Source organism: Clostridium sp. FP2 (assembly GCF_011065955.2).
Taxonomy (GTDB): Bacteria; Bacillota; Clostridia; order Clostridiales; family Clostridiaceae; genus Clostridium_AD; species Clostridium_AD tagluense.
In genome coordinates, this window is sequence record NZ_JAAMNI020000001.1 from 3,791,358 (window position 1) to 3,805,107 (window position 13,750).

A 13,750-nucleotide genomic window follows, 5' to 3' on the forward strand; every position below is an offset into this window, starting at 1 on the left:
TATCACATTAAATGTCAATTTATGCTTACATGCCCTAAAAAAAGTAATTATACAATATGAGGACCTACTCTACTTTATCTCAAATGCCCTATACTATATATCACAAGTAAGTAAAATTTCTTTAAGAAAATTTATGAATTCCTTAATAATAAAAATACCAAATCATATAATTTAGTAGTATGAAATTTAAGGGGGTATTTATGAATATTTTAATAACTGGTGCAAAAGGTAATATTGGAACATATCTTTGCAGCGTCTTGTCAAAATCACATACTATATATGGGTTAGATAAAACTCAGCTTAACATAATGGATAAAATAACTACTGAGAAAACTCTGAATGAATTAAAGCCTGATGCTGTAATTCATACTGCAGCCATAACAAATAAATATATTTGTGAATACAATGAAGATTTAGCCTATGGCGTAAACACTGTAGGAACTTTAAATATTGCTGCTTGTTGTAATTCTCTTAATATTCCCATATTGTACCTATCAAGCACAGATGTATATGGTGATATTAAATCTGCACCCTACAGTGAAAGTGATGAATGTACTCCAATAAATGCATATAGTAAGAGTAAACTCGGAGCAGAAGAATTAATCCAAACTATTTGCAGCAAATATTTTATTATTCGCAGCTCAAATATATTTGGTGGCAATGATTGTTTTGTTACAAAACTTCTAAAAGGTAAACATACCGCAATTTATCTGTTTTCAAATCCCACTCTTTCCATAACTAATATTGAAGATTTGACCGCAGTGATTCAGAGGCTTCTAACCACTGATAAATATGGAGTATATAACTATACCAATGAAGGTTGTTTATCAAAATCACAGCTAATAAATAGTATAATAGAGTTTGGTAATCTTAATGTTCCATTGATTTTAAACTCAGATAAACTTCTATTTAATCTCATCAAAGAACCTAAGTATACCTGTGTTAATAGTTCTCTTATAAAAAACTCCCTTGATATTGAAATTCCGCCTTGGAATGATAGACTTAAAGATTATATTAATAAGCAAATTTAGAATAGACTAAATCAGTTTACTATGGAAATCTTAAATTTTGTATCTTCATTGACATTTAGACACTTTCGGAATAGAATATCAGTATAGGTATACCCACTATGGGTATGGAGGTGTTTTATGTTAACTATAGATGACAAAGCAATTAATGCTATACGAAAATCGAATTCAGTTTTAGTGGTTAAGTCTGTACTAAATTCTTGTGGTTGAGGAGGAACACCTACAAGAAGTCTCTGGATTGAGACTCAGAAAAATTTTTCTCCTTCAGAACAATTTATTTTAATGGAATATGAGGGCGTGAAGGTGTACCTTCATAAAAGCCTTATCCTAAATAAAGATATACACGTATATCAGAAGTTAAAAATCCCATTTTTCGGCTCCATATATGGAGTCAAAGGCGTTAGATTATAAATGTTCCAGTATCACATAATACAAAAATTTTTCTTAGATTATGCTATAACGAAAAGTATATATCGCTAGAAATGCGTTTACGACGCCAAGTAATTACTAAGGCTTGTTCGAACGCATTTTACGCAATATATACTTTTGTTAGCATAATCCAAGAAAAATATTTTATTTTACGGATAATAATGTATACATTACAAATAATCATACAACATTATTTCAATATACAATTTACGGTAATAATGGTATATTAAAATGAAACTTATGAGGTTTAACATTTATAATTAGTATAAAATAAATAACACGCAGAAGTATAAGAAAACACCAAAAGCTCGTCCACGAAAGAAATTCGAAGAGATAACACATTATGAAAAATGGTAAAATTTAATGTATGAATCAAACCTGTTAATTCGCAACTTCCTTAAGTTGCGTCACAACTGTAAAAAAGTACGGTACAAAGAAAGACTATAAATGAGGAATAGAGGGAAAGTATGAAAAATGTTTTTATAAATGAAGACTTACAAGGGAAAGAACTTAATGAGTTATTATTATTTGTTGGTGGGAAAATCAATAAACTGTCTTTATCAAGGTACTATTTTGGTAAACTTACACAAGAAGAATTTAATCAAATGCAGTCGGAAGATAAACCATTAATTCTTGCGCAGGATAAACAAAGACGACTAGACTATATTGAAAACATTAATGGATATAGAGACCTAATAAATGATTACTGTGATACAGAAATGGATGCAGAAGAATGTTTGAATCATATTCTTGAACAAGATATAGGTTTTTGTACTTCATTAGGATATGAGGAGTTTCAATTAGAAAATGAGGAATTCCAAAATGAAAAATATGAGCATTTTAATGCAAAGACAGCAGATTTTTTATACACTAAGTTTACACGAATGACGCCTGCATCCCGCGGACCCTTGTTTGAAATGTGTTATTTTATAATAGGTGATGTATTTAGAAATTTAATGTCAACTATGAGTAAGTTATTTGTATATCCTCACCAAATTGAAGGTACTGAGTTTGAAGACTTAACCTTTTACAAAGAAGAAAGAATAATATTAGCAATTTGTGCTCATGAAGGTTTTGCATATATGAATTTAGAAGATGACGAATACGAAGAATTCTCAAAATTAAACATTTTACATATGCCTATACACATAAAGAATTAATTATTTTACCATCATCGATGGTAATTATTCTATCACAAAAATTTGCAACATTATTATCATGAGTTACTATTATTATTGTTTTGCCATTTTTGTTAAGGTCTTTCAATATATTCATTATAGCTTCTCCATTTTTCTTATCTAGCGCTCCAGTAGGCTCATCTGCAAGTATATATGAGGGGTTTGTAACTAATGCTCTTATGATAGCTACTCTTTGTTGTTGACCACCAGATATTTCTTGCGGACGCTTATTTTTTTGACTTGTGATTCCAAATTCAATTAAATATTCTTCAATGATTTTCTTCTTTTCTTTTTTTGATAACTTTGTTTTTAATAGTGGTAACTGTATATTTTCATATACAGTATAGTCATTGAGAAGTGCAAAATATTGAAAAACAAAGCCAACTTTTTTATTTCTAAATTCAGCTAATTCAACGGATGTTAATGTTTCTACATTTTCTCCATCAAAGTAATATTCTCCGTTTGAAATTTTATCAATGAACCCTAATATATTTAGTAGCGTAGATTTACCTGAACCAGAAGTTCCCATAATAGCTACCATTTCGCCATCCTCTATTTTCAATGAAACATTTGATAATGCACTAAAAGTAGCATCACCTTTCCCAAAATTTTTAGTGACATTTTTTAAAATTATAGGCATACTCATCTCACATCCTTTATTAGCTCTACAATATTCATTTTCTTTATCTTAGAAATCGGTAAAATAGAATAGGTAATTGTAAATAATAATACTAACAATAATACAATTCCATATGTATATATATTCAATCCAAACATTTCATTTTTAAGTAATATTAAACTTAATCCTATAGATACTATATAAGAGAAAATTACAATCATAAAAATTTCTGATACTACTTGTAAACAAATATCTTTAACCGTCCATCCAATGGATAATTTTACTCCAAACTCTTTTTTTCGCCTTATTAGCGAAGTTAAGATTATACTCATTATACCAAAAAAACTATATATTATTAACAAAGCTGACATTGATACTGAAGCCATAATTCCGCCCTTTATTAAATTAATAAAATCAACTCTTTCATCAATTACATTTGTAACTTTAAGCGGTGCTGGGCAAATAGTAGCAAGATCACTACTTATCTTTTTAATATATTTATTAATTAGATTTTTATTATTTAAAGTAATTATTGTATTATTCATAAAACTGTTTGTGACCCATATTTTATTGGCCTTATCTTTATAATTAACTGGAATAATAATAGTATTTTCTTTTTGAGTTACCCCTAAATACAAATTACCATTATTATTATAAAATAAATTGTTATTGTCTTTTAACACACCTATAACCTTATATTTTCCATTAAATACTTCTCCTAGGGATAGGTATTCTTTTAAGTCTCCACTTATAATTATTGGAACTATGTCATTACCACCTTTACTAAAATCTTCTTTCGAAAAATTTCTCCCGGATATTAACCTTATATTTCCAATATAGTTGTAAAAATTCTCATCTGTAAAAATTGTATTGGAAAACCCTGACTTTTTACCATTTGATATACTATTTAAATCTTGTATAACGCCCTCTGTTCCAGAGGTACTCATTATACCTATCTTACTTATATTTTCATCCCTCAAAAGTTCTTCATAATATTCAAATATCTTTTGCGCATCATTGTCATTAAGAACATTATCTTTATTTATTGATGAGTAGCTTATTTTAATAGTAGACTTTTCACCAATAGTGCTTCTAAATTTAATTAATTGACTTAAACTTCCTTGAATCATATTTACACTTGCAATTAAAGTTAAGAATGCTATTACTAATTGAATGATTATAATTAAGGAGAATATTTTAGATTTAATAATTGCTTTTATACCTTCTTTAAAATACATTTTTCCCCTCCATAAACAATTTATAAACTTAAAATTTCTGTTAATTTAACTTTTAATATAACTTTTATAGGTATTATTGAAGTTATAAGAATTGATACTAATACTACAGTAATAGAAATAAGTATATTATTTATTTCTATTATCATATTTATTTTTAATAAATTGCTAATAAATATATTTAACACTGCTTGAACCATAAATGAAAAAAATATAGATATTACACCAAGCTCTAGCATTTCTTTTATAATTAATTTTATGATATCACCATCTGTAAATCCTAATACTTTTCGAACAGCAATTTCTTTCCTTTTATCTAATATCCAAAACAGTGTCATTGCTATTATATTCACTATAGACACAATAAAAATTAATGCGGATACTATAATTACAGTTGTTACACTAGTAATTGAAGTATCATTATCATCACTAGGGATTTTAATAATATTAATATTATTAAATTGATTTTTTAAATCATTCAATACATTATCAGCTTCCCCATTTAAAATTACTGTATTTGATAAAAAAAGCAATTGCAATTCATTTTTTTCAATTAGATGAGATAGTAGGCTACCTTTTAGGCATTCCATTGGCATATAAATAGTATTACTCCAATTAACCATTCTATTTTGTCTTCCTACAAATCCAATTACAGAGAATTTATTTCCTGATAGTGTTATATACTGATTTCCATTTTCAAAAAAGCACTTGTCCTTTAAATCACTTCCAACTACAGCTACATTCTTATCAGAATATCCATTGCTTTTAAAATAATTTCCATCTAAAATGTTGGCTTGCCAATATGGTTTTTTTGCAAACTTATGTCCCCAAATTACGATATCTTTATCATCAACTTTTGCTGTAGAATATGTTTTAATATCATATTTATAATTTTTTTTAACAATATAATTTATAAATTGGTCTATTTGAAATGACTTATCAAAATTAATGGATACCAATAATGATTTTTTTGTATCCCCACAATTATTGTCTAAATATATATTTCTATTTTCATTTAAATAGCTTATACCAACAGAAATAAAAATTATAGTTAGTATATAACTAATAACTATAATAACTGTAGGTGTTGTATGAAATTTTAATTGCCGACGTATACCATTTAACATATAATTTCTCCTTATGATTTAATAAATATTTTTTTAAAACTCCTATATCAAATTGATATAGGAGTTTAAAAAAGATATTTATATATACTTTATGATAACCCGTAGTATCGGTTATTGCAAGCTCATTACCTTTTGTTGTCATTATTTTTAACTATTAACTAAATTCTTCATACTCAAATCTAAAACTCTAAAAGAGTGAGTCAATGCCCCTACAGAAATATAGTCAACTCCGCAACTTGCAACTTCCAAAATATTATCTAACGTTACATTTCCAGATGCCTCAATTATAGCTTTTTTATTAATTATCTCTACGGCTTTTTTCATAGTAAGAGAATCCATATTATCTAGCATTATAATATCGGCACCAACTTCTAAAGCCTCATTAATTTGCTGCAAAGTTTCAACTTCAACTTCGATTTTTTTAACAAAGGAAACATTTTGGCGTATAATACTCACTGCTGCTTTTATTCCACCCGCAGCACTTATATGATTTTCCTTTATTAGCACACTATCAGATAAATTGTATCTATGGTTACAGCCTCCACCCATTTTTACAGCATATCTTTCAAATATCCTCATATTAGGCGTAGTTTTTCTTGTATCCAAAATCTTCACGCCACTGCCTCTTAATTTATCTACATAAGTTTTAGTTAATGTTGCAATTCCACTCATTCTTCCAAGAAAGTTTAATGCTGTTCGCTCTCCTGTCAATATGTGTTTTGTTTTTCCACTTAGTTGTGCAATACACTGCCCTTCACAGACTTCATCTCCGTCTTTTTTAAAAAACTCTATATTCACCTCTCCCAGTATTTTAAAGACCCTCTCAAATACAGGAAGCCCAGCAATTACTCCATTTTCTTTAGCTATTAAATCAATACTACAATTACACTCATCACTTATAATAAATTCTGTTGTAATATCATTTTGAGGTACATCTTCTTTTATTGCCTCTATAAGAATATCATCAATAATTAACCAATTCATTCCTTATACCCTCTCCCATTTTCTTAAATTTATCTACAACTAAAGTTTTATTAATTTCTCTATAATCCTTAATCCCATTTAAATCATTTAAATCTTCATAGTTTAAAAGGTCAGCACTATCAATTGACTTATTTATAAACTCTGAAGCTCTTCTAGAAAAAACTAAGGCCTCCAATAGTGAATTACTTGCTAGCCTATTTGCTCCATGTACTCCCGTGCAGCTCACCTCGCCACAGGCAAATAAATTCTTCATAGATGTTCTAGAACTTAAGTCAACAGAAATTCCTCCCATGTGATAGTGTTGTACTGGAGTTACTGGAATTTTATTTTTTGTAATATCTATACCCCTTTGCAAACAGTGATTATAAATACCTGGGAACCTATTAGTTATATAATCTTTGCCTTTAAATGAAATATCTAAAAATACAAAAGGCAGACTACTCTTTTTTTCTTCTCCATAAATTGCCTTAGCAACTACATCTCTTGGTAGCAGCTCGTCTACAAATCTTCTACCATATTCATTTAGAAGTTTGGCGCCTTCACCTCTTAGTGATTCTGATATGAGGAATTTCTCACAATTCAAATTATCATCATATAGTGCAGTTGGATGAAATTGAACATAGTCTAAATCAGAGGTTTTAATCTTATGTCTCAATGCAATAGCTATGCCATCCCCCGTTAAGCTTCTTCTATTAGTTGAATTTTTAAAGAGACCTCCAATACCACCTGTTGCTAAAACAGTTGCCTTAGAATAGATATTTATTCTTTTTTCACCTTTAGTTGCAATACCTCCACAGCAGATATTATTTTTAGTAATAATATCAACCAAGGTAGTATTTTCTAATATACTCACATTTTTTTTATTTCTTAATGCTTCTAGCAAAGATAAAAAAAGTTCTTTTCCGGTTTCATCTTTTTTATGGACAATTCTATTGATGCTATGGGCACCTTCCTTTGTATATTTAAATTCCCCATTTTCCCTGTCAAAGCTTACCCCAAGATCCTTTACTTTATCTATATTATCTATGGATTCATATACTAGAGTTTGTACCGCTTTTATGGAATTTTTAAACTTCCCTGCTTTTAGTGTATCTTGTATGAACAAATCAAAATCACTTTGATCTCTAGCTACTGAAATCCCACCTTGAGCTAGAAATGTATTACATTTATTTACTTCATCTTTAGTTATTAGAAGTATATTTAAGTCTTCTCTTAAATTCAATGCAGCATATAAGCCCGCTGCACCAGTTCCAACTATTAGCACATCTACAAAAATATCCATTAAATCACCTTGCCATTTCATGCATTGTATTTAGACATTTCTGTGCTGCGCGTCTTATATCTTCGTCTAAGGTTATTTCATATTGTTTACCTCGAAGACTATTATAAACATTTTCTAAGGTGGTTTTTTTCATACTTTTACAAATCATAGGTGTCTTCGGTGTTATGAATTGTTTATTAGGATTTTTATTTTTAAGTTCATAAAGTATACCTTCCTCTGTCACAATCATGTACTTTTGACCGCTATCCTCACTGGCAAATTTAATTATCTCTCCAGTGCTTCCTACAAAGTTAGCTAGTTTTCTAATTTCACTATTACATTCAGGATGAACTAAAACTTTTATATCTTTATCCGAATTTTTCACTTCAATAATCTCTTCTGCGTTTACAAATTCATGCACACAGCAAAAACCATTCCATAAAATCATATCCACATCGGGAGCTTTTTCATTTATATATTCACCTAGATTTTTATCTGGTATAAAAATTATTTCATCCTTATCTAAGCTATTAATTATTTTTAATGCATTGGAAGAAGTACAACATATATCGCTTTCGGCTTTAACTTCTGCTGTTGAATTTATATAACAGATAACCTTTGCCTTTGGATGCTGCTTTTTTAGCTGCCTAACATCTTCCCCATTAATCATATCTGCCATAGTACATCCCGCCTCTATATTGGGAAGAAGCACTGTTTTTTCTGGTGAAAGTATTTTTGCACTCTCAGCCATAAACTTTACCCCACAAAATACTATAGTATTTTCATTACATTCTTTGGCTATTTTACTAAGATAATAAGAATCTCCTACAAAATCAGCTATCTCTTGAATATCATCACTCTCATAATAATGCGCTAGAATCAAAGCATTTTTTTCTACTTTCAATTCATTAATCTTTTCTTTTAACTCTTGCATTTATTTATACACCTCTTTATATACATGTATACAAGTGTATATACACCTGTATTCCATACTATAATAGCATTTGTGTAGGGATATATCAATATGTAGGTAAAATAAAAAGAGCATCCCCTATGATATTAATAATCATGGGCACACTCTTTTTCACAGTATTTCTTTTTTTGATAATTATTGTAAAGTTCCAGCCCTTAGGATGCTAAGCGTTTAATAACACTTTAGCATCCTATAAGAAATACAGTACGCCTAAAATTATTCTTATATTATGCTAACAAAAGTATATATTGCGCAGAATGCGTTCGAACAAGCCTTAGTAATTCACAATTTATTTTATTTACAGATGCGTGAAGAAAAATACATGTTTGAGCGTTAGCGAGTTTGTATTTTTTAGCAGCTGTAAATAAAATAAATTGTAGAATTACTTGGCGATGTGAGCGCATTTCTAGCAATATATACTTTTAGTTAAAGCATAATATAAGAATAATTTTTACTCTTCTTCTTCTTCAGCTAACTCGTACATTTCCTCAGCTTTAGACATATATAGTATTCCATCTAAATGGTCAATCTCATGGCAGAAGGCTCTTGCAAGTAACCCTTCAGCTTTATAAGTTACTGGTTTTCCTTTAATATTCATTCCTACCACTGTAACATTTGTAGGTCTAAATACTTCACCCTCATGTCCCAAATAACTTAAACAACCCTCATAATCCTTTTCATTTCCTGACTTTGCTGTTATTTTAGGATTTATAATTATTATCGGTTCTTCTTCTTCATCGCCTAAATCAATTAAGATAACCCTTTTTAAAACGCCTATTTGAGGAGCTGCAAGGCCTATACCATTCCCCTCATAAAGTGTATCCATCATATCGTCTACTAAGTTTAATATTTTACCGTCTACCTTGAAAACCTTGTCACAAATCGAATTAAGACGTTTGTCCCCATATTGTAAAATCTTTCTAACTGCCATCTGCATTCTCCTCTACCTTATATTAATTGCTTTCCAACGCAATAAATTTTAGTTTATTATATTTTATATTCTATTATAAATAGCTGTATACATCAATATATATTTTCATCAAAAAAAATTAAGGTGTCACAAAACCACCTTAATTTCATCATGATTACCCGCTAATTCTCTTTGCTTCTGCTATTCGTTGGGTTTCTTCCATCATGCTTTTAACCTTCATAAGTCTAGTTAAAGCACCTCTTTCATTTTCACCAAGCTTCATTTTTATATACTTTATAGTTTCTTGAAGTTGAGGTATTATCATATATTCCAGAGCATTAACTGTTCTTCTGGTTTTTTCAATTTCGTCTGCCATGAGCTGACAAGATTTTTCTACTTCTGCAAGTTCTAAAAGCTTTGGAAGAATTAAATATAACTTTTCTATAGCTCCATCAAGCTCTCCAGAAGTATTCGCAAATCCATAAGGATATATGCTACCAGGATCATCTTCTAATTTTCTTTTAAATTTCATTATGGGAACATTAACACTCATAAGATTTTTTGTTGCAACTTCTACAGAAATACTTTCTTTTGGGTAGGCAATGGCCTCCTCTAGAAATTCTGAAGACATTAATGCACTTGCCATAAGAAAATCCTTATAAGAATTTTGTAATTCTTCTTCAACTTTTTTCCTAAGTTCATTGTTATGTTTTATAAGATCAATAAACCTTCTCATAAGCTCATCTTGTTTATCTTTTAATAATTTATGTCCACGAGTTGCTGTACCTAATCTTTTTTTAAGTTTAGTAAGCTCCATTCTAGTTGGATTGACATTTAACCTTGCCATGCTTACTCACCCTCTTTTTTAGGTAAGTATTTTTCTACGTATTCATCTCTAATTCTCTTAAGTTCATTTCTTGGTAGAATAGATAGAAGCTCCCATCCTAAATTTATTGTTTCATCAATAGTTCTATTAGTTTCAAATCCTTGCGCTACATACTGCTTTTCAAAAGCATCTGCAAATATTGCATATTTTTTGTCTGCCTCAGATAAAGCTGATTCTCCTAATATAACTGCTAGCTCTTTTGCTTGTTTACCTTGAGCATATGCAGCAAATAATTGATTCATTGTATCAGCATGATCTTCGCGTGTTTTACCTTTACCTATACCCTTATCTTTAAGTCTTGATAGTGAAGGTAGAACATCTATTGGAGGCATAATTCCTTTTTTATAAAGTTCACGGCTTAAAATAATCTGTCCTTCAGTTATATATCCTGTAAGATCTGGAATCGGATGAGTTATATCATCTTCTGGCATTGTAAGTATAGGAATTTGAGTTATTGAACCTTCAAGTCCTTTAATTCTTCCTGCTCTTTCATATAATGTAGAAAGGTCAGTATAAAGATATCCTGGATATCCACGTCTACCTGGAACTTCTTTTCTTGCAGCTGAAACTTCACGTAGAGCCTCACAGTAATTTGTAATATCCGTCATAATTACAAGAACATGATATCCTTTTTCATAAGCAAGATATTCAGCTGTAGTGAGTGCCATTCTAGGTGTAGCTATTCTCTCAATTGCTGGGTCATTTGCAAGATTCATAAACAATACAGTTCTATCAATAGCACCAGTATTCGTAAAATCGTCTACGAAAAATTGTGCTTCCTGAAAAGTTATTCCTATAGCTGCAAATACAACAACAAATTTCGAATCTGAATTTACTACCTTAGCTTGCCTTGCTATTTGAGCCGCAAGCTGCGCGTGTGGAAGCCCTGATCCAGAAAATACTGGTAATTTCTGTCCTCTAACTAGTGTATTAAGTCCATCAATAGCAGAAATACCTGTTTGAATAAACTCTGAAGGATAGTCTCTTGCCACCGGGTTTAGTGCTTCTCCATTAATATCGAGTCTCTTATCAGGAATAATTTTAGGTCCGCCGTCTTTAGGTCTTCCAAGACCGTCAAAGACTCTTCCAAGCATATCTTCTGAAACACCAAGTTCCAGTGGTCTTCCTAAAAATTTAGCTTTACTACCCTTTAAGTTAATCCCTGCAGAACTTTCAAATAATTGAACCATTGCTTTATCTTCATTTATTTCAAGTACTTTTCCGCTACGAATTTCACCATTTTGTAGCTCTATTTCTACTAGTTCATCATATCTAACGCCTTCAACTTTCTCTACAACCATTAGTGGTCCTACAACTTCTGATATGGTTCTGTATTCTTTAATCACGAGCAACTCCTCCTTCCGTTATTAATTTTTCTATTTCGTCGGACAAGGCTATAAATACATCATCAATTTTTGACATTTCAGTTTCTGCAATATATTTTACTCTTGCTATTTTATCTCTTGCTTCCATTTTTAATATCTTATCTAAATAAACTCCTGCAGTCAAAGCTTTTTCAGCTTCAACATGGAATGCTATAACAAGCTTTAGCATTTTATATTGTTTATCTAAAGATGAATATGTATCAACCTCATGGAAAGCATTTTGTTGTAGATAATCTTCTCTAATTGACTTTGCAACTTCTAATTTCAATCTATCTTTTTCAGAAAGAGCGTCTACACCTACAAGTCTTACTATTTCATCAAGCTTTGATTCTTCTTGTAGAAGAAGCATGGCTTTAATTCTAAGTTCAGTCCAATCCTCTGCTACGGTATCATTCATCCACTTAGCTGTTTGATCTAAATATAGTGAATAAGAATCCAACCAATTTATTGCTGGAAAATGCCTTCTATAAGCAAGTTGGGCATCTAGTCCCCAAAACACTTTAACTATTCTAAGGGTTGCTTGAGTAACTGGCTCAGATAAATCTCCACCTGGAGGTGATACTGCACCAATAACTGTAATTGCTCCTTCGCGTTCACCATCTCCAACGCAAACTATCTTTCCTGATCTTTCATAAAAATCAGCTACACGTGAACCAAGATATGCTGGATATCCCTCATCACCTGGCATTTCTTCAAGTCTTCCGGACATTTCACGTAGTGCCTCTGCCCATCTTGACGTAGAATCCGCCATTAATGCTACAGAAAAACCCATGTCTCTAAAATACTCTGCAATAGTTATACCTGTATATACAGAAGCTTCCCTAGCTGCAACTGGCATATTAGAGGTATTTGCAATTAACACTGTTCTTTTCATCAATGATTCGCCTGTTTTTGGATCTTTAAGTTCTGGGAACTCATTCAAAACGTCTGTCATTTCATTTCCACGTTCACCACAACCTATATAAACTACTATTTCAGCGTCTGCCCATTTCGCAAATTGATGCTGAACTACAGTTTTTCCACTTCCGAAAGGACCGGGAACACATGCAGTACCACCTTTTGTTACTGGGAAGAAAGTATCTATTACTCTTTGACCTGTAACTAGTGGCTCTACTGGATTTAATTTTGTAGCATAAGGTCTTCCACGTCTTACTGGCCATTTTTGCATCAAGGTAATTTGCACGATACCCTCTGAAGTTTGCACCTGTGCAACTGTATCTTCTACAGTATACTCACCTTGAGTTATAGAAGTTATAGTTCCAGAAATCCCCTTGGGTATCATTATTTTTTGAGTTATAACAGTAGTTTCCTTAACTGTACCTATAACGTAACCATAAGAAACTTCATCGCCAACCACAGCCGTAGGAACAAAATCCCATTTCCTACTTCTATCTAAAGGCGAAACATTTACACCTTTTGTTAAGTAATTACCAGCTATAGCTCTTATTGCATCAAGTGGTCTTTGAATACCGTCAAACATTGATTCCATAAGTCCTGGTCCAAGTTCCACACTTAAGGGCTCTCCAGTAGACACTACTGGATCTCCTGGTCCTAGGCCTGATGTTTCCTCATATACTTGAATGGAGGCTCTATCTCCTCTCATTTCGATAATTTCGCCAATAAGACCTTTTTCTCCAACCTTAACTACGTCATATATATTAGCTTCGTCCATGTCTTTTGCAACAACTAATGGGCCAGAAACTTTTACAATTTTACCGATTTTCAAGTTATCTCC

Annotated in this window: 12 protein-coding genes; 2 read left to right on the plus strand and 10 right to left on the minus strand. The window is 31.0% G+C overall.

Annotation, left to right across the window (positions count from 1 at the left end; translation table 11 throughout):
• Positions 1 to 200 precede the first annotated feature (200 nt).
• Both G9F71_RS18175 and G9F71_RS18180 read left to right on the plus strand, forming a co-directional pair.
• Positions 201 to 1,031: an SDR family oxidoreductase gene (locus tag G9F71_RS18175; RefSeq protein ID WP_164949180.1), complete on the plus strand. Its 831-nt coding sequence runs from the start codon at positions 201 to 203 to the stop codon at positions 1,029 to 1,031.
• Positions 1,032 to 1,924: 893 nt separating this feature from the next.
• Entirely contained in the window at positions 1,925 to 2,617 is a 693-nt protein-coding gene (locus G9F71_RS18180) for a hypothetical protein (protein ID WP_164949181.1), read from the plus strand.
• Here G9F71_RS18180 and G9F71_RS18185 read toward each other — a convergent pair.
• The 10 genes from G9F71_RS18185 to G9F71_RS18230 all read right to left on the minus strand — a co-directional run bounded on the left by G9F71_RS18185 (position 2,598) and on the right by G9F71_RS18230 (position 13,741).
• Positions 2,598 to 3,275, minus strand: coding sequence for an ABC transporter ATP-binding protein (locus G9F71_RS18185; RefSeq protein WP_187353460.1), 678 nt, complete (start codon positions 3,273 to 3,275; stop codon positions 2,598 to 2,600). The genes G9F71_RS18180 and G9F71_RS18185 overlap by 20 nt on opposite strands.
• A gap of 2 nt (positions 3,276 to 3,277) precedes the next feature.
• Positions 3,278 to 4,492: an ABC transporter permease gene (locus G9F71_RS18190; RefSeq protein WP_164949183.1), complete on the minus strand. Its 1,215-nt coding sequence runs from the start codon at positions 4,490 to 4,492 to the stop codon at positions 3,278 to 3,280.
• 20 nt (positions 4,493 to 4,512) lie between these two features.
• The gene (locus tag G9F71_RS18195) at positions 4,513 to 5,616 is read right to left on the minus strand and encodes an ABC transporter permease (protein ID WP_164949184.1); all 1,104 of its coding nucleotides are present in this window, start codon (positions 5,614 to 5,616) and stop codon (positions 4,513 to 4,515) included.
• A gap of 147 nt (positions 5,617 to 5,763) precedes the next feature.
• Positions 5,764 to 6,600 carry a carboxylating nicotinate-nucleotide diphosphorylase gene (gene nadC / locus G9F71_RS18200; protein ID WP_164949185.1) on the minus strand — a complete coding sequence of 279 codons (837 nt, stop codon included), beginning with the start codon at positions 6,598 to 6,600 and terminating at the stop codon, positions 5,764 to 5,766.
• The gene (locus G9F71_RS18205) at positions 6,581 to 7,882 is read right to left on the minus strand and encodes an L-aspartate oxidase (RefSeq protein WP_164949253.1); all 1,302 of its coding nucleotides are present in this window, start codon (positions 7,880 to 7,882) and stop codon (positions 6,581 to 6,583) included. The genes nadC and G9F71_RS18205 overlap by 20 nt, the downstream gene beginning before the upstream one ends.
• A 4-nt stretch (positions 7,883 to 7,886) precedes the next feature.
• A complete protein-coding gene (gene nadA, locus G9F71_RS18210; protein WP_164949186.1) occupies positions 7,887 to 8,795 on the minus strand; it encodes a quinolinate synthase NadA in 909 nt (302 codons plus the stop codon).
• Positions 8,796 to 9,285: 490 nt separating this feature from the next.
• A complete protein-coding gene (def, locus tag G9F71_RS18215; RefSeq protein WP_164949187.1) occupies positions 9,286 to 9,765 on the minus strand; it encodes a peptide deformylase in 480 nt (159 codons plus the stop codon).
• A 154-nt stretch (positions 9,766 to 9,919) separates the two neighbouring features.
• On the minus strand, positions 9,920 to 10,591 hold the full coding sequence (locus G9F71_RS18220; protein ID WP_164949188.1) for a V-type ATP synthase subunit D: 672 nt from the start codon (positions 10,589 to 10,591) through the stop codon (positions 9,920 to 9,922).
• A 2-nt stretch (positions 10,592 to 10,593) separates the two neighbouring features.
• On the minus strand, positions 10,594 to 11,976 hold the full coding sequence (locus G9F71_RS18225; RefSeq protein WP_125003954.1) for a V-type ATP synthase subunit B: 1,383 nt from the start codon (positions 11,974 to 11,976) through the stop codon (positions 10,594 to 10,596).
• Positions 11,969 to 13,741 carry a V-type ATP synthase subunit A gene (locus G9F71_RS18230; RefSeq protein WP_164949189.1) on the minus strand — a complete coding sequence of 591 codons (1,773 nt, stop codon included), beginning with the start codon at positions 13,739 to 13,741 and terminating at the stop codon, positions 11,969 to 11,971. Before G9F71_RS18230 ends, G9F71_RS18225 begins: the two co-directional genes overlap by 8 nt.
• Between the last annotated feature and the right edge of the window lie 9 nt (positions 13,742 to 13,750).

What these genes read in the sequence shown, in the direction of transcription:
- G9F71_RS18220 (WP_164949188.1), bottom strand. Translation starts at nt 10,591, where the DNA reads ATGGCAAGGTTAAATGTCAATCCAACTAGAATGGAGCTTACTAAACTT.
- G9F71_RS18195 (WP_164949184.1), bottom strand. Translation starts at nt 5,616, where the DNA reads ATGTTAAATGGTATACGTCGGCAATTAAAATTTCATACAACACCTACA.
- G9F71_RS18190 (WP_164949183.1), bottom strand. Translation starts at nt 4,492, where the DNA reads ATGTATTTTAAAGAAGGTATAAAAGCAATTATTAAATCTAAAATATTC.
- nadC (WP_164949185.1), bottom strand. Translation starts at nt 6,600, where the DNA reads ATGAATTGGTTAATTATTGATGATATTCTTATAGAGGCAATAAAAGAA.
- def (WP_164949187.1), bottom strand. Translation starts at nt 9,765, where the DNA reads ATGGCAGTTAGAAAGATTTTACAATATGGGGACAAACGTCTTAATTCG.
- G9F71_RS18205 (WP_164949253.1), bottom strand. Translation starts at nt 7,882, where the DNA reads ATGGATATTTTTGTAGATGTGCTAATAGTTGGAACTGGTGCAGCGGGC.
- G9F71_RS18185 (WP_187353460.1), bottom strand. Translation starts at nt 3,275, where the DNA reads ATGCCTATAATTTTAAAAAATGTCACTAAAAATTTTGGGAAAGGTGAT.
- nadA (WP_164949186.1), bottom strand. Translation starts at nt 8,795, where the DNA reads ATGCAAGAGTTAAAAGAAAAGATTAATGAATTGAAAGTAGAAAAAAAT.
- G9F71_RS18175 (WP_164949180.1), top strand. Translation starts at nt 201, where the DNA reads ATGAATATTTTAATAACTGGTGCAAAAGGTAATATTGGAACATATCTT.
- G9F71_RS18180 (WP_164949181.1), top strand. Translation starts at nt 1,925, where the DNA reads ATGAAAAATGTTTTTATAAATGAAGACTTACAAGGGAAAGAACTTAAT.